Here is a 16,009-nt window from a genome sequence, read left to right as displayed (position 1 = left end):
ATGACCATCATCGCCAGCCTGCTGCGCAACGCGCAGTTGCCGGACTCGCCGACCGAGCGACTGGATGCCGAGCTGCTCCTGGCTGCTGCCCTGGGCAAGTCGCGCAGCTACCTGCACACCTGGCCCGAGCGCATCGTCGACAGCGAGGCAGCGCAGACTTTCGCCGGTTATCTCGAACGTCGTCGCACAGGCGAGCCGGTGGCCTACATCCTTGGCCTGCAGGGTTTCTGGAAGCTTGACCTGGAAGTGGCAGCGCATACCTTGATCCCGCGTCCCGACACCGAGCTGCTGGTGGAGACCGCCTTGGCGCAGGTCCCGGCCACGCCGGCGCGGGTACTCGACCTGGGCACCGGCACTGGGGCCATCGCCCTGGCCCTGGCCAGCGAGTGTCCGGCCTGGCAGGTCACTGCGGTCGATCGTATCGACGAGGCCGTGGCCCTGGCCGAGCGCAACCGCCAGCGCCTGGCGCTGGGCAATGTCCAGGTGCGTGCCAGCCACTGGTTCGACGCCCTGGCGGGTGAGCGCTTCGACCTGATTCTGAGCAATCCACCCTATATTCGTGCTGCCGACCCGCACCTGGCGGCCGGCGATGTGCGCTTCGAACCGAGCAGCGCCCTGGTGGCCGGCGAGGACGGGCTGGACGACCTGCGCCTGATCATCGCCCAGGCGCCCAGCCATCTGCTGCCGGGAGGCTGGTTGCTGCTCGAGCACGGTTACGACCAGGCGCCGGCGGTGCGCGACCTGCTGGCCGCCAGCGGTTTCGTCGACATCGCCAGCCATCGCGACCTGGGTGGTCATGAACGTATCAGCCTGGGACGCCTGCCATGTTGAGTGACCTCGAACTGTTGCGCTACAGCCGGCAGATCCTGCTGTCGCAAGTGGACATCGACGGCCAGTTGCGCCTCAAGCGCGGCAAGGCGCTGGTGGTCGGCCTGGGCGGGCTCGGCTCGCCAGTGGCGCTGTACCTGGCCGCGGCCGGTGTCGGCGAGCTGCACCTGGCCGATTTCGACACTGTCGACCTGACCAACCTGCAGCGCCAGGTCATCCACGACAGCGACAGCGTTGGCATGAGCAAAGTGGATTCGGCGATCAAACGCCTGCAGGCGATCAACCCGGAAATCACCCTGGTCGCCCATCGCCAGGCCCTGGATGAAGACTCCCTCGCCGCCGCGGTGGCGGCGGTCGATGTGGTACTGGACTGCTCCGACAATTTCTCCACCCGCGAGGCGGTCAATGCCGCTTGCGTGGTGGCCGCCAAGCCGCTGGTCAGCGGCGCGGCCATCCGGATGGAAGGGCAGTTGTCGGTGTTCGACACTCGCCGCGATACCAGCCCTTGCTACCACTGCCTCTATGGGCACGGCAGCGAAGACGAGCTGACTTGCAGCGAGGCGGGTGTGATCGGTCCGCTGGTCGGACTGGTCGGTAGCCTGCAGGCGCTCGAGGCGCTGAAACTGCTGGCGGGCTTCGGTGAGCCGTTGGTCGGCAGGCTGCTGCTCATCGATGCCTTGGGCACGCGCCTGCGCGAACTACGGGTCAAGCGTGATCCGGCCTGCACGGTGTGCGGCACGCGCCATGGCTGAGCGTTCGGCGCCAGTGGGCGTGATGGACTCGGGGGTCGGCGGATTGTCGGTGCTCGCCGAGATCCAGCGCCTGCTGCCCAACGAGTCGTTGCTGTACGTGGCCGACAGCGGCCATGTGCCCTATGGCGAAAAGAGCCCTGACTACATTCGTCAACGCCTGCGGCATATCGCTGGGTTCTTCCACGCCCAGGGGGCCAAGGCAATGGTCCTGGCTTGCAACACCGCCACCGTGGCGGCGGTGGCCGACCTGCGCGAGTGCTATCCGGACTGGCCACTGGTCGGCATGGAGCCGGCGGTCAAGCCGGCCGCAGCGGCGACCCGCTCCGGCGTGGTCGGCGTGCTGGCCACCACAGGCACCTTGCAGAGCGCCAAGTTCGCCGCCTTGCTCGATCGATTCGCCAACGACGTCAAGGTGATCACCCAGCCTTGCCCCGGGCTTGTGGAGTGCATCGAGGCGGGCGACCTGGCCAGCCCGGCCTTGCGCCAGTTGCTGGCCAGCTACGTGCAGCCGTTGCTGGAGGCGGGTTGTGACACATTGATCCTGGGTTGCACGCACTATCCCTTCCTGCGCCCGTTGCTGGCACAGATGGTGCCGGCCGAGGTGGCCATCATCGATACCGGCGCCGCCGTCGCGCGGCAGCTGCAGCGTCTGCTGGAGGCGCGTGGGCTGCTCGCCGAAGGGCCTGCGCGGGAGACGACATTCTGGAGCAGTGCCGAGCCGGATACGCTGAGCGGCGTCCTGCCGCTCCTGTGGGGGCGGTCAGGGCAGGTACAGCGTCTGCTCAGCTGACCCGTCTGTCCGGCGATCCTAGTGTGGCAGTGGCCACAGGCTGTTCAGGCTCAGGGCCTCCAGCACCAGTTCCGGTTTCCTCAGCTCCAGGCACCCCGCCAGTGCCATGGCCGCGCTCTGCGGTGTCCACTGTTCGGGGATGAACTGGAGCAGGGTCGATGGGGCCTGCAACGACTGTGGCGCCGCCACTGTCAGGTCCACCCCCTGAGCCTGTAGCGCCTGGCGTTGCTCGCTCAGCCACTGGGGCAGGCTGTTCACCCCGCTGAGCGGTTGGGTCGGTTCGTACAGCTGCAAGGCCGAATAGCGGCTGAGGATCGCCATGACTTGTGGCTTGTCGCCCCGGGTCAGCAGCGGCAGGGCATTGGCCAGCGCATGCTCGGTGGCGCGCTGGTTGCTGGTGATGATCATCTCGAACAGATCAGTGTCGAGGGTGGCGCTGGGGAGGTAATCGCAGGTACCGGCATTGATGAGCAGGCCGTCGATGGCTCCCCACTGCGCCTGCAGGCGCTGGCCGGCGGCACTGGCCTGGTCGGCGTCCTGCAGTTGGTCGGGCAGACGCAGCAAATGGCTGCCATATCGCTCCGACAATGTGTCCAGCTCACGGTTGTCCTGGCTGCTGGCCGCTACGCGATGGCCTTGGTCGAGCAATTGCTCGACCAAGGCCAGGCCAAGTCCTCTGCTGGCCCCGGTGACCCAGAAACTACGCGAAATGCTCAATGCTATGCCCCTCTGATACTGTCAGCCGGGGAGCCCCTTGAAAGCCTCCAGTGCCCGCTGACGACTGCTTTCGAGATCGACTATTGGACTTGAGTAATTATTAGTAGCAAATAGATCCGCAAACTTCATCGGTTGGTGTATCGATTTTTCATCCAGGTTCTTCAGCTCTGGCAGCCAGTGACGAATGAAGGTTCCCTGTGGATCGAAACGTTGTGACTGAGTAGTCGGATTGAAGATGCGGAAGTAGGGTACTGCATCGGTGCCGGTCGACGCGCTCCATTGCCAGCCGCCGTTGTTGGCGGCCAGGTCGCCATCTATCAGGTGGCGCATGAAGTGGCGTTCACCATGGCGCCAGTCGATCAGCAGGTTCTTGCTCAGGAACATGGCGACGATCATGCGCAGCCGGTTGTGCATCCAGCCGGTCTGCAGCAGCTGACGCATGGCGGCATCGATGATCGGGAAGCCGGTATGTCCCGTTTTCCAGGCCTCGAGGTCGTCAGGCGCCTCGCGCCAGGGCAGGGCCTCGGTGTGGGCGCGGAAGGCGCGGTGGCGCGAGACCTGTGGATAACCCACCAGGATGTGTTTGTAGAATTCGCGCCACAGCAATTCGCTGACCCACGTCTGCACGCCGGTGCTGCCACTGTCGAACTCTCCCAGGTTGCTGGCCAGGGCCGCATGCAGGCACTGGCGCGGCGAGATCACCCCCGCTGCAAGGTAGGGCGAGAGCTGGCTGGTCCCGGCCTGGGCTGGCAGGTCGCGTTGTTGCGCGTAGTCGCCAATGGCCTCCTCGACGAAGCGGGCCAGGCGTTGGTGTGCCTCGTCCTCTCCGGCGGGCCAGTGCTCGCGCAAGCTGTTGGAGGGGCGAGCGAAGCCTTCGACATGCTGTGGGATGGGATCGCTGGCGATCGCCAGGGCCGCTTGGCGCGCGATGCGCGGCGCCAGGGCAGGCAGGCTGCGATGAAGGTGTTCGAGGCAGACACGCTTGAACTGGCTGAACACCTGGAAGTACTGAGCGCTGCGGGTCAGGACGCTACCGGGCCTGAACAGCAACTGGTCGAGGTGACCCTGGACAGCGATGCCAGCGTGCTCCAGCAAGCGCCGGGTCGCTTCGTCGCGATGCTGCTCATTGACGCCGTAGTCGTCATTCCAGTGCACAGTGTCGATGCCGTGCTGGCGGCAGAGTTCGAGCAATAGTTCGGGGATCTCGTTCCAGGTCTGCGTGGTGCGTACCAGCAGGGGAATGTTCAACGCCGCCAGGGACTGGCTCATCTTGCGCAAGTTGCGTAGCCAGAAGTCGACTTTGCACGGGGCATCGTCATGACGCTGCCACTGGCCGGGGCTGGCGATCCACAGTGCCACGGTCGGGCCGCGTTGGCAGGCGGCGCTGAGTGCGGTGTTGTCGTCGACACGCAAGTCGTTGCGTAGCCAGATCAGTTGCATGCAGGGCGTTTCCGTGGCGAAAGGATCAGGTGGCCTGCAGGCAGCGCAGGGCAGCCTGTGGCGTGTCGAACAGCTGAAGGTCGGGCAGGCCGAGCGCGCGCAGCTCGTCCTGGTGCAGGCCGAGTGCCGCACCGCCGAGCAGCTTTGGCAGCTTCAGTTCGCCCAGCAGGCTGCCGAGCGGGGCCAGGTCGCTGCGGCGGCCCAGATGCAGCACCAGGGCGCGAGGTTGCAGCAGCTCCACCGCCTGGCGCAGTTGGCGGGGCTCGACTGGCCACTCGAGAATCTCCAGTGCCTGGCCGCTGCTACTGAGCAGCCAGGCGCACAACCAGAACCTGGCATCGAAGGGGCTGTCGTCGGCGCGGGCGAGCAGTACGCTGGCGCCGGCCAGTGACTGGGTATCGTGGTACACCCGCGCGCCCAGCTTGCTGCGTAGCCAGGTGTTGAAGAACACCTGTTCCAGGCGGGCGTCGAAATGCGTCTGCCAGCGCAGGGCGAGGGTGTCGAGCAATGGCAGGAACAGGCGCTCGCAGACGGTGACGGCAGGGTAGAGGGCCATGGCCTGATTCAGTGACTGGTCGAGCGGGCGTTGGCCAAGGCGGGCGATGGCGCCGACCATCTGCTCGATACGCTCGCCCCATTCGCCCTGGATCGCCGTGACGGGATCGACCGTTTCGTCCAGCAACTGGCGTACCTGGCTGACGGCCGCGCCTCGTTCCAGCCAGCGCAGCACGGCCTGTACCCGTTGTACCTGGTCCTGTGGATAAAGGCGGTGGCCCTTGGCTGTGCGCTGGGGCTTGATCAGGCCATAGCGGCGTTCCCAGGCACGCAGGGTGACAGGGTTGACGCCGGTCAGGCGGGCGACTTCGCCGATGGGGAGCAGGTCTTCAGATGGCATTGCGCAGTCCCAGGGTCTCGGGGTGGGGTTGCAGGTAGGCTTGCTGCAGCAGGTAGGGGTCGGGGTGTTGGCGCAGGTGGTGGCGCAGCAAGGTCATCGGTACGACCAAAGGCACCACGCCTTGCTGGTACTGATCGATGAGCTGGCGCAGTTCGGCTTTGTCTGCCTGTGCCAGGTCGTTGCGCAGGTAGCCGCTCAGGTGCTGCAGCACGTTGCCATGGGTACCGCGGCTGGCGCAGCGGCGCAGCGCCTGCATCAGCAGGCTGAAGTAGCGTGGGCCGATCTGCAGCGGATCGTCATCGCGGCTCATGCTGCCCAGCTGTCGGCCCAGCGTTCGGTAGGCCTGGGGGTTATGGGCCATCAGCAGGTACTTGTAGCGCGCGTGGAAGCGGACCAGGGCGCCACGGCTCAGCCCCTGGCGCAGCAGTTGCTGCCAGTCGGCGTAGGCATAGACACGGCTGATGAAGTTTTCCCGCAGCACTGGGTCGTGCAGGCGCCCTTCTTCCTCCACCGGCAGGTCCGGGCGCCGCGCGCAGATCGCCGCGGCATAAACGCCCCGGCCTCCTTGGGGAGAGGGATGGCCATTGTTCTGGTACACCTTGACTCGCTCGAGCCCGCAGGAGGGCGACTTCTGCATGAAGATGTAGCCACTGATGTCATCGAGCTCGTCCGCGACCTGCTCGGCATAGGCGCGCAAGGGGCCGGCCAGGTCGGTTGCGGTTTCGCGGATGCCGGTCACTGCCGGGTGCGCCGGGTCGCCGACCAGGCGTATCGGTTCGCGCGGTACGCCCAGGCCGATGGCGACTTCCGGACAAAGCGGTCGCCACTCGAAATGGCTTTCGAGCAGGTCCTTGAGCAGGGGCGATTGCTTGTGTCCGGCGTTGTAGCGCACGTTGAGGCCGGTCAGGCAGGCGCTGATGGCCAGGCGAGGTTTGCGGCTGAAGGCTTGCATCGTGAGCTCCGGAATGACTTGTACAGGTGTTCAGGTTTGTACAAGTTCAATTCCAGCACATCTGCAAAGTTATACAAGAAAAATTTCTTGTACAGCTTTGCCGAATGTTCTACTCCAGATGCTCCAGCAGGCGCCGGGCCGCTTCCTGGCCGCTGAGCCAGGCGCCCTCGACACGTCCGGACAGGCACCAGTCGCCACAGGCGTAGAGGCCCAGGTCGGGATCGGCCAGGGCACCCCATTCGTGGTTGCTGGCCGGGCGGGCATACAGCCAGCGATGGGCGAGGGCGAACGTGGGAGGGGGCACCACGCAGCCGACCAGTTCGGCGAACTCGCCCCACAATTGTTCGATCACCTCCTCCTTGGGCAGGTCGATGTGCTGCTTGCTCCAACTGGAGGTGGCATGCAGCACCCAGGTGTCGAGTTGTTCATCGCGACCAGGCTTGCTGCGGTTGCGGGCCAGCCAGTCGAGCGGGTTGTCCTGCACGAAGCAACCTTGCATGGGCGTGTCCAGCGGCGTCTGGAAGCCCAGGGCGATGGCCCAGGTCGGCTCCATCTGCACGCCGGCGGCGACGGCGGCGAGTTTCGGCGCGGCGGCCAGCAGGGGCGTGGCCTGGGGCGCTGGCACGGCGATCACCACACGGCTGAACGGCCCGTGGCTGCAGCCTTCGGTATCCTGCAGGTGCCAGAATTGCTTGCCACGGAATACCTCGGCGATGCGGCAGCCGAAGTTGACCGTGACATCCTTGAGCAGGCCGCGGGTGATGGCGCTCATGCGCGGCACTCCGACCCAGCGCAGTTGCTCGTCGGGCGAGGGGCTGAGTTCGCCGTCGCGGTAGTTGTACAGCTGCGGTTTCCATTGCGCGGCCCAGCCAGCGGCGACCCAGTGCTGGACCTGTTCGACGAAGCGTCGGTCACGGGCGGTGAAGTACTGGGCGCCGAGGTCGAGCGCGCCGGCCTCGCTGCGTTTGCTGGCCATGCGCCCGCCACTGCCGTGGCCCTTGTCGAACAGGTGGACGGTCTGCCCGGCCTTTTGCAGGGCCTGGGCGACGGAAAGGCCGGCGATACCGGCACCGATGATGGCAATAGGTACTGTCATGATGGCCTCTTCGAACCTAGCTGTGTGCAGACTACGCTGCCAGGCAAACCTGTACAATACGCCAATTTTGTATAAGGTTATTCCGCTCGATAGGACAGGTTCGCCTATGTTTATCCGAGAGCGTTCGGTCAAAAAAGTGCCTTGATCTTAAAAATAGACCACGGCCGCCAACTGTGAGGACACAGCCATGCATATATTGCTGACCGGCGGTACCGGGCTGATCGGCCGACACCTTTGCCAGCTGTGGCGAGGGCAGGGGCATCGCCTGAGCGTGTGGAGCCGAACCCCCGACGAGGTAGCGAAACACTGTGGCCCCGGGGTGCGTGGTGTGGCGCGGCTCGACGAGATCGCCGCCGACGATCCACTGGACGCGGTGGTCAATCTGGCCGGCGCGCCCATCGCCGACCGACCCTGGACCGCAGCCCGGCGCAGCCTGCTCTGGGCCAGCCGGATCACCCTGACGGAACAACTGCTGGCCTGGCTGGAAAGCCGTGAGCAGCGCCCCGGGGTATTGATCTCCGGGTCTGCCGTAGGCTGGTATGGCGACAGTGGCGAGCGCGAGCTGACCGAAGCCTCGCCACCGGTGAAGGAAGATTTCGCCAGCCAGCTGTGCATAGCCTGGGAAGAGACGGCAAGCCGTGCCGAGGCGCTCGGCATCCGCGTGGTGCTGGTGCGCACGGGGCTGGTGCTGGCCAGTGACGGCGGCTTCTTGTCGCGCCTGCGCCTGCCTTTCAGGCTGGGCCTGGGCGGGCCTCTGGGCAATGGCCGGCAGTGGATGCCGTGGATCCATATAGAAGACCAGATCGCCCTGATTGATTTTCTCTTGCAGCACAACGAGGCCAGCGGTCCTTATAATGCCTGCGCGCCAGAGCCTGCGCGCAACCGCGAGTTCGCCAGATGCCTGGGCCGTGCCTTGCACCGTCCTGCGCTGCTGCCGATGCCGGCGCTGCTGCTCAAGGTCGGGCTTGGCGAGTTGTCGACCCTGCTGCTCGGTGGCCAGCGTGCTCGCCCGGTTCGCCTGCTGGCTGCGGGTTTCACTTTCCGCTTCAACGATCTGCAATCGGCCCTGGACAACTTGTCCAGCCGCCTCTGACATAGGACGCTGCATGACCGATCACGCCCTGCTGCTGGTCAACCTGGGCTCGCCGGCCTCCACCTCGGTGGCCGACGTGCGCCGTTACCTCAACCAGTTCCTGATGGACCCGTACGTGATCGACCTGCCATGGCCGGTACGCCGGTTGCTGGTGTCGCTGATCCTGATCAAGCGGCCGGAGCAGTCGGCCCATGCCTATGCCTCGATCTGGTGGGACGAGGGCTCGCCGCTGGTGGTGTTGACCCGCCGCCTGCAGCAGGCGATGACTGCGCACTGGCCCCACGGTCCGGTGGAAATCGCCATGCGCTATGGCCAGCCGGCGCTCCCGGAGGTACTGGCACGTCTGGCAGCCCAAGGTGTGCGCAAGGTGACCCTGGCACCGCTTTATCCACAGTTCGCCGACAGTACCGTGACCACGGTGGTCGAACTGGCGAAGCAGACCATTACCGAGCGCGGTCTGCCCTTGCAGATGCGCGTGCTGCAGCCGTTCTACGAGCATCCTGACTACATCGAGGCCCTGGCCGCCAGCGCCCAGCCCTACCTGGAGCAGGACTACGATCACCTGCTGTTGAGCTTCCATGGCCTGCCCGAGCGCCACTTGAAGAAACTCGACCCTACCGGCCAGCATGATTTCCAGGCAGCCGACTGCTGCAAGGACGCCAGCGCCGAGATGCGTGCGCTGTGCTACCGCGGCCAGTGTCTGGCAACCGCACGAGCGTTCGCGGCGAAGATGGGCATCCCGGATGGCAAGTGGTCGGTGTCGTTCCAGTCGCGCCTGGGGCGCGCCAAATGGATCGAACCCTATACCGAGACGCGGCTGGACGAGCTGGGCAAGGCTGGGGTGAAGAAGCTGCTGGTGATGTGCCCGGCGTTCGTCGCCGACTGCATCGAGACCCTGGAAGAGATCGGCATGCGTGGCAGCGAGCAGTTCATCGAGGCGGGCGGCAAGGAGTTGGTGCTGGTGCCGTGTCTGAATGATCACCCGGAATGGGTGAGGGTGTTGGCGGGGATGTGCGAGCGGGCCTGAGGGCCGCTTGCAGGGCGTTGGGGGAGCGGGCTTGTCCCGCGATGGTATCAGCTACGATCACCATCGCGGAGCCAGCTCGCTCCCACAGCGTTGTTCCCGGCTAGATCAAGGCAACTGGTCGTCCAGCTTCTTGTTCTTCCAGCCGTCGTTGCCTGGCAGGATCAGGTTCAGGGCGATGGCCACCACGGCGCACAGGGCGATGCCCTTCAGGCCCCAGTCGTCCGGGCCGTCGCCGCTGCCGATCAACACGCCGCCGATACCGAACACTAGGGTCACCGAGACGATCACCAGGTTGCGCGCTTCGGACAGGTCGATCTTGTGGCGGATCATGGTGTTCATGCCCACCGCTGCGATCGAGCCGAACAGCAGGCACAGGATGCCGCCCATGACCGGCACCGGAATGCTTTGCAACAGGGCGCCGAACTTGCCGATGAAGGCCAGGGTGATGGCGAAGAACGCCGCCCAGGTCATGATCTTCGGGTTGTAGTTCTTGGTCAGCATCACTGCGCCGGTCACTTCGGCGTAGGTGGTGTTGGGCGGGCCGCCGAACAGGCCGGCAGCAGTGGTCGCCAGGCCGTCACCCAGCAGGGTGCGGTGCAGGCCAGGCTTCTTCAGGTAGTCGCGGCCGGTCACGCTGCCGACTGCGATCACTCCGCCGATGTGCTCGATCGCCGGTGCCAGGGCGACCGGGACGATGAACAGGATAGCCTGCCAGTTGAAGGCTGGCGCGGTGAAGTTGGGCAGTTCCAGCCATGGCGCGGCGGCGATCTTCGCCGTGTCGACTACGCCAAAGGCGAACGACAGGGCGAAGCCCACCAGCACGCCGGCAATGATCGGCACCAGGCGGAAGATGCCCTTGCCGAACACCGCGACGATCAGGGTGGTCAGCAGGGCCGGCATGGAGATCATCATGGCGGTCTTGTACGGCATCAGCGCGCTGCCGTCACCGGCCTTGCCCATCGCCATGTTGGCGGCGATCGGCGCCATGGCCAGGCCGATGGAGATGATCACCGGACCGATTACCACCGGGGGCAGCATGCGGTCGATGAAGCCGGTGCCCTTGATCTTCACCATCAGGCCCATGAAGGTGTACACGAAACCTGCGGCCATCACCCCGCCCATGGTCTCGGCCAGGCCGAACTGGCCCTTGGCGAGGATGATCGGGGTGATGAAGGCGAAGCTCGAAGCCAGGAATACCGGTACCTGACGGCCCGTGACCAGCTGGAACAGCAAGGTGCCGATACCGGCAGTGAACAGCGCCACGTTCGGGTCGAGGCCGGTGATCAGCGGCATCAGCACCAGGGCGCCGAACGCCACGAAGAGCATCTGCGCACCCGAGACGACCTGGCGCCACAGCGGGTCGTTGAAGCCGTCCTGCATGGTCAGGCGTCCTTCTGCTTGGTGCCGAAGATCTTGTCACCGGCATCGCCCAGGCCTGGCACGATGTAGCCGTGCTCGTTCAGGCGCTGGTCGATCGAGGCGGTGTAGATCTGCACGTCGGGGTGGGCTTTCTCGACCACCGCGATGCCCTCGGGGGCAGCGACCAGGACCATGGCGCGGATTTCCTTGCAACCGGCTTTCTTCAGCAGGTCGATGGTGGCGACCATCGAGCCGCCGGTGGCCAGCATCGGGTCGATGATCAGGGCCAGGCGCTGGTTGATGTCCGGCGCGAGTTTTTCCAGGTAGGTGTGCGCTTCGAGGGTTTCCTCGTTGCGGGCGACGCCGACGGCGCTCACCTTGGCGCCCGGCACCAGGCTGAGGACGCCGTCGAGCATGCCGATACCGGCGCGCAGGATCGGCACCACGGTGATCTTCTTGCCGGCGATTTTCTCGACTTGCACCTTGCCGCACCAGCCGTCGATCTCATAGGTCTCGAGCGGCAGGTCCTGGGTGGCTTCATAGGTCAGCAGTGCACCGACTTCCTGGGCGAGTTCGCGAAAATTCTTGGTGCTGATGTCGGCACGGCGCATCAGGCCGAGCTTGTGGCGGATCAGCGGATGGCGGATCTCACGAGTAGGCATAGGGGGAGGGCTCCGGGAGGCGGGCAAAAAAACCGCGCTAGATTAATCTATTCAGTCCTTGATGTCGTGCAGTCATTGTGCACGTTAGTCCATTAATGCTTGATCTGGGACGAGCGGATGCGTACCTTTGCCCGCTTTTCCAAAACGCACCCCCTGGAGAGCGCCATGTCCGCCGATCTCGAGCATATCCGTCAAGTGATGCGCGAGGCTGATTGCCTGTACAACGAAGCCGAGGTCGAGGCGGCCATTGCCGAGGTTGGCGAGCGGATCTGCAAGGACCTGCACGACAAGAACCCGGTGGTCTTCTGCGTGATGAACGGCGGGCTGATCTTTGCCGGCAAGCTGCTGACCCACCTGCAGTTCCCGCTGGAGGTCTCGTACATCCACGCGACCCGCTACCGCAACCAGACCAGCGGCGGTGAGCTGTTCTGGAAGGCCAAGCCGGAAGTCTCGTTCATCGACCGCGACGTGCTGATCGTCGACGACATCCTCGACGAGGGCCATACCCTCAGCGCCATCATCGAGTTCTGCAAGCATGCCGGCGCCCGCTCGGTGCACACCGCCGTGCTGATCGACAAGGATCACGACCGCAAGGCCAGCCCGGACCTGAAGGCCAGCTACTTCGGCCTGTCGTGCGTGGACCGCTACATCTTCGGCTACGGCATGGACTACAAAGGCTACTGGCGCAACGCCAATGGCATTTTCGCGGTACAGGGGCTCTGATCATGCGCCAGCCTTCGTTCCTCGATCAGTCGTTGTTCACCGGGTTGGCGCAAAAGGCCAGCGACAGCCAGCGCGGTCGCGCGCACCACAACTTCCATGACATGGAAGAGGCCTGTCATCGCATGGCCGTGGGCTTGCAGCCGCATACCTACATTCCGCCGCACCGCCACCTGCACGATGACAAGGCCGAAGCACTCATCGTGCTGAAAGGCCGTCTGGGCCTGTTGATTTTCGACGAGCAGGGCCAGGTGCTCGACAAGCGTGTGCTGCAGGCCGGTGGCGAGTGCCTGGGTGTCGATCTGGCACCGGGCACCTACCACGGGCTGGTGGTGCTCGAGGCGGATAGCGTGATGTTCGAGTGCAAGTCCGGGCCGTACCGTCCGGTCGGTGAGGGTGAGCATGCCCACTGGGCGCCCCGCGAGGGTGAGCCGGGCGTCGCCGAGTACCACGCCTGGATGTGCGCGCAGTTCGACTGATGCACGGCAACGCCTCCGATCCTGACCCGAGCGGTCGGGTCGGAAGCGTTGGAAAGACCATGCTAGAGTGCCTTCTCATACGAAGGAGCCCTACATGCGTGCGATCGTTCCCCTCCTGCTGGCGTTGAGCCTGCCGCTTTCCGCTGCCCCGCTGCATAGCCAGTTCCTCCCTCCGGACGACCTTTCCCTGCGCCAGTCGGCGCCGGTCGGCCAGCAACTCTTGCAGGTCACCGACTACAGCGTGGTGGTCGGCACCCAGCGCCAGTCCGACCAGCAACCCATCCCGATCACGTCGTCATTGCAGATGCGCCTGAAAGGCAAGCCGCTGAGCAAGGGCTCGACCATTGCCCAGGTGCTGATCAACTTCGATGGCGAGGGTGGCAAGAGCCTGAAGAAGCCTTCCTACGACGACAAGAGCAGGACGTTGACCCTGAATTACCCGATGGCCAACTACCGGGTGATCATGGACCTGCTGCGCAACGAGACCCTGTATGTGCAGTTCCTCACCTATGGCAACGGCCATATCTGGGCCGACCTGCATACCGGCACCGTACGTACGCGTTGAGGCCCGCCGCCGGGCAGGGGTACACTGCCGGCCTTCGAAAATCCCCGTGATGGCCCAGTTGGAGTCGGCGATGCGCAAAGACAAGAAACAAGTGATTGGTGACGAGATCAGCGATGACTACATCAAGACCTTCCTGCAGTTCGAGCCGGCAGATGGCCTGACCTCGCCTTCGCATCACAAGCTGATCAAGGCCTACCGTGGCCTGCGTGTCGACGACTTCGCGCGTTATGTCGGTTTCTTCGTCGCGGCCGGCTACGACCTCGATGGCAAGGACGAGCACGGCAAGACCTTCGTCGAGGCGATCGCCGACCAGCGCAACGCACCGGAATACATCGAGATCATCGCCAACGCACGCGGCTGATCCCGGGCGCGGCTCGACGAGTCCTGTTCTCTCGTTCGCGCCAGCCTGTAGCCAGGTACAAAAAAACGCCCCGAGGGGCGTTTTTTCGTTTCAGCCGGTTCAGGCGTAGTGCTTGGCCGGGCTGCTGTCCACCAGTTCCAGGGCCACGTCGTTGTCGGCGCTGATCTTGTGGTAGAGCGCGGCGTCGTTGGCCAGGGTCTTCTCGCGTGCCGGGAAGATCTCCTTGAGCTTGGCGGCCCAGGCACCCTTGGCCTGCTCGGGGAAGCAGCGCTCGATCAGGTCGAGCATGATCGACACGGTCACCGAGGCACCAGGCGAGGCGCCGAGCAGGGCGGCCAGGCTGCCGTCCTGGGCCGAGACCAGCTCGGTGCCGAACTGCAGGATGCCGCCTTTCTTCGGGTCCTTCTTGATGATCTGCACGCGCTGGCCGGCCACTTCCAGGCGCCAGTCCTCGGCCTTGGCCTCGGGGTAGAAGCGGCGCAGCGACTCCAGGCGCTGTTCCATCGACTGCATCACTTCGCTGACCAGGTACTTGGTCAGGTCCATGTTGTCACGGGCCACGGCCAGCATCGGGCCGATGTTGCCCATGCGTACCGACAGCGGCAGGTCCATGAACGAGCCGTGCTTGAGGAACTTGGTGGTGAAGCCGGCGTATGGGCCGAACAGCAGCGATTTCTTGCCGTCGACCACGCGGGTGTCCAGGTGCGGCACCGACATTGGCGGCGCGCCGACCGCAGCCTGGCTGTAGACCTTGGCCTGGTGCTGCTTGACGATCTCGGGGTTGTCGCAACGCAGCCACTGGCCGCTGACCGGGAAGCCGCCGAAGCCTTTGCTTTCCGGAATCCCGGACAGTTGCAGCAATGGCAGGGCCGCGCCGCCGGCGCCGAGGAAGACGAAACGGGCGTCGACTTCGCGGCTGCCGCCGCTGTTGACGTCCTTGATGCTCACGGTCCAGCCGCTGCCGTTGCGGCGCAGGCCGACGACTTTCTTGCTGTACTTGACCTGGGTCTGTGGGCTGTTGCCCAGCAGTTTGAGCAGCTTGTTGGTCAGGGCGCCGAAGTTGACGTCGGTACCTTTCATGACGCGGGTGGCGGCGATGCGCTGGTCGGCCGCGCGGCCGGGCATCATCAGTGGCATCCACTCCTTCATCAGCGCCTTGTCTTCGGTGTATTCCATCTCGGCAAAGGCGTGATGCTGCTTGAGCAGCTCGAAACGCTTCTTGAGGAAGGCAATACCCTTGTCACCCTCTACATAGCTCAGGTGCGGCACCGGGTTGATGAAGGCGCGCGGCGAGCTGAAGCTGCCTTTCCTGGCCAGGTAGGCCCAGAACTGGCGCGAAACCTCGAACTGGGCGTTGATGTGCACGGCCTTCTTGATGTCGATGCTGCCATCGGCGGCCTGCGGGGTATAGTTCAGCTCGCACAGGCCGGCGTGGCCGGTACCGGCGTTGTTCCAGGGGTTGGAACTTTCCGCGGCCCCGGAGTCCATCGCCTCGACGACCTCCAGTTTGAGGGTCGGGTCGAGCTCCTTGAGCAGTACGGCCAGGGTGGCACTCATGATGCCCGCGCCTACCAGTACTACATCAACCGATTCGTTCTGCGCCATTTAACGCGTCTCCACAATCTACAGCACCTAATTGACAGCATAGGATTCCTGGGGTGGCCAGGATCGCCATGTCCGACTCTTCGCAGTTCTTGCAACTTCCGCGGATACCGCCAATCAGTCTTGGGTGTTCGGGTATTGAACGCCCTTTGCCACGGGTGCGGCAATTCGACTTATGGTCAAGTGATCCGTCGTGCGTTATGGACCGGCCTCAGGCTCCCATCCAGGATGAGCGCTGTTGCCGTCTGTTCAGGGCTGTTCGTGAGACATCTGCCGCTTTTACACATGCCAGACTGTTCATTTGCTCGCCACACTCTCGTGAAGTTGTGAAAAACCGTTTTTTCACGCTCTTTTGGAGTCGTGAACCTCAAAAGTGGACTGCGCGATGGCAACCCGCAGGTTCATGCGAAGCAGAAGGCCGGGAACAGCAGGCACGACAGCCAATGCAAGACCTGAGTGGAAGGCTCTCTGTGGGCGAAGCGTCGAGGGTGCCGGGGTCAAGCGGCGAATGCGGGGCCCGATCAGGAGACGTCCTTATAATCGGGGGGAGATTATAACGAGGTCGCGGGCAGAAAGGTCGTACTTCTTGGGATTTATTGCTGCATTTGTCAGGCCGGCAGGGTGCGCCGTCGCCAGTGGTGGCTTGCGCGGGTGCAATCCGGGGTGTTTGC

The 16,009-nt window shown here is 64.5% G+C and carries 17 protein-coding genes; 9 read left to right on the top strand and 8 right to left on the bottom strand.

All coding sequences use genetic code 11. The features are described 5' to 3' along the window. Genes prmC through murI form a run of 3 tightly spaced genes read left to right on the top strand, consistent with a single transcriptional unit; the run spans window position 1 to window position 2,370 of the window. Entirely contained in the window at window positions 1-831 is an 831-nt protein-coding gene (gene prmC, locus F3J43_RS05830) for a peptide chain release factor N(5)-glutamine methyltransferase (RefSeq protein ID WP_166883863.1), read from the top strand. Beyond that, the gene (locus F3J43_RS05825; protein WP_166883862.1) at window positions 825-1,580 is read left to right on the top strand and encodes a molybdopterin-synthase adenylyltransferase MoeB; all 756 of its coding nucleotides are present in this window, start codon (window positions 825-827) and stop codon (window positions 1,578-1,580) included. The genes prmC and F3J43_RS05825 overlap by 7 nt, the downstream gene beginning before the upstream one ends. Next, complete coding sequence (gene murI / locus F3J43_RS05820) at window positions 1,573-2,370, top strand: glutamate racemase (protein WP_166883861.1); 798 nt, start codon at window positions 1,573-1,575, stop codon at window positions 2,368-2,370. The genes F3J43_RS05825 and murI overlap by 8 nt, the downstream gene beginning before the upstream one ends. A gap of 18 nt (window positions 2,371-2,388) precedes the next feature. Here the strand turns inward: murI and F3J43_RS05815 are convergent, their stop codons facing one another. The 5 genes from F3J43_RS05815 to F3J43_RS05795 form a co-directional block, all read right to left on the bottom strand. Then, window positions 2,389-3,087 (bottom strand): SDR family NAD(P)-dependent oxidoreductase, encoded by a 699-nt coding sequence (locus F3J43_RS05815; protein WP_166883860.1) that lies wholly within the window; start codon window positions 3,085-3,087, stop codon window positions 2,389-2,391. A gap of 21 nt (window positions 3,088-3,108) precedes the next feature. Then, on the bottom strand, window positions 3,109-4,527 hold the full coding sequence (gene phrB / locus F3J43_RS05810; protein WP_166883859.1) for a deoxyribodipyrimidine photo-lyase: 1,419 nt from the start codon (window positions 4,525-4,527) through the stop codon (window positions 3,109-3,111). Between the two features lie 25 nt (window positions 4,528-4,552). Next, the gene (locus F3J43_RS05805; RefSeq protein ID WP_166883858.1) at window positions 4,553-5,422 is read right to left on the bottom strand and encodes a MerR family transcriptional regulator; all 870 of its coding nucleotides are present in this window, start codon (window positions 5,420-5,422) and stop codon (window positions 4,553-4,555) included. Continuing rightward, window positions 5,412-6,374 carry a DUF523 and DUF1722 domain-containing protein gene (locus F3J43_RS05800; RefSeq protein ID WP_166883857.1) on the bottom strand — a complete coding sequence of 321 codons (963 nt, stop codon included), beginning with the start codon at window positions 6,372-6,374 and terminating at the stop codon, window positions 5,412-5,414. The genes F3J43_RS05805 and F3J43_RS05800 overlap by 11 nt, the downstream gene beginning before the upstream one ends. A gap of 109 nt (window positions 6,375-6,483) precedes the next feature. Beyond that, window positions 6,484-7,470 carry an NAD(P)/FAD-dependent oxidoreductase gene (locus F3J43_RS05795; RefSeq protein ID WP_166883856.1) on the bottom strand — a complete coding sequence of 329 codons (987 nt, stop codon included), beginning with the start codon at window positions 7,468-7,470 and terminating at the stop codon, window positions 6,484-6,486. A 187-nt stretch (window positions 7,471-7,657) separates the two neighbouring features. Between F3J43_RS05795 and F3J43_RS05790 the strand changes: the two genes are divergently transcribed. Continuing rightward, complete coding sequence (locus F3J43_RS05790) at window positions 7,658-8,563, top strand: TIGR01777 family oxidoreductase (protein ID WP_166883855.1); 906 nt, start codon at window positions 7,658-7,660, stop codon at window positions 8,561-8,563. Between the two features lie 13 nt (window positions 8,564-8,576). Further along, window positions 8,577-9,590, top strand: coding sequence for a ferrochelatase (hemH, locus tag F3J43_RS05785; protein WP_166883854.1), 1,014 nt, complete (start codon window positions 8,577-8,579; stop codon window positions 9,588-9,590). A gap of 105 nt (window positions 9,591-9,695) precedes the next feature. Here the strand turns inward: hemH and F3J43_RS05780 are convergent, their stop codons facing one another. Together F3J43_RS05780 and upp are read right to left on the bottom strand one after the other, a co-directional pair. After that, window positions 9,696-10,970, bottom strand: coding sequence for a uracil-xanthine permease family protein (locus F3J43_RS05780; protein ID WP_166883853.1), 1,275 nt, complete (start codon window positions 10,968-10,970; stop codon window positions 9,696-9,698). A gap of 2 nt (window positions 10,971-10,972) precedes the next feature. Next, window positions 10,973-11,611 (bottom strand): uracil phosphoribosyltransferase, encoded by a 639-nt coding sequence (gene upp, locus F3J43_RS05775; RefSeq protein ID WP_028691132.1) that lies wholly within the window; start codon window positions 11,609-11,611, stop codon window positions 10,973-10,975. Window positions 11,612-11,776: 165 nt separating this feature from the next. Between upp and F3J43_RS05770 the strand changes: the two genes are divergently transcribed. From F3J43_RS05770 to F3J43_RS05755, 4 genes are all read left to right on the top strand, one after another. Beyond that, window positions 11,777-12,334, top strand: coding sequence for a hypoxanthine-guanine phosphoribosyltransferase (locus tag F3J43_RS05770; protein ID WP_166883852.1), 558 nt, complete (start codon window positions 11,777-11,779; stop codon window positions 12,332-12,334). A gap of 2 nt (window positions 12,335-12,336) precedes the next feature. Further along, window positions 12,337-12,810: a WbuC family cupin fold metalloprotein gene (locus F3J43_RS05765; RefSeq protein ID WP_166883851.1), complete on the top strand. Its 474-nt coding sequence runs from the start codon at window positions 12,337-12,339 to the stop codon at window positions 12,808-12,810. Between the two features lie 94 nt (window positions 12,811-12,904). Then, the gene (locus F3J43_RS05760) at window positions 12,905-13,375 is read left to right on the top strand and encodes a hypothetical protein (protein WP_166883850.1); all 471 of its coding nucleotides are present in this window, start codon (window positions 12,905-12,907) and stop codon (window positions 13,373-13,375) included. A 70-nt stretch (window positions 13,376-13,445) separates the two neighbouring features. Continuing rightward, a complete protein-coding gene (locus F3J43_RS05755; RefSeq protein ID WP_166883849.1) occupies window positions 13,446-13,736 on the top strand; it encodes a PA4642 family protein in 291 nt (96 codons plus the stop codon). A gap of 99 nt (window positions 13,737-13,835) precedes the next feature. Here F3J43_RS05755 and mqo read toward each other — a convergent pair whose 3' ends face one another. Beyond that, a complete protein-coding gene (gene mqo / locus F3J43_RS05750; RefSeq protein WP_166883848.1) occupies window positions 13,836-15,341 on the bottom strand; it encodes a malate dehydrogenase (quinone) in 1,506 nt (501 codons plus the stop codon). Window positions 15,342-16,009 lie beyond the last annotated feature (668 nt).

The sequence above is a fragment of the Pantoea sp. Cy-639 genome, assembly GCF_011752525.1.
GTDB lineage: Bacteria > Pseudomonadota > Gammaproteobacteria > Pseudomonadales > Pseudomonadaceae > Aquipseudomonas.
This window is presented reverse-complemented; position numbering and strand designations above follow the sequence as displayed.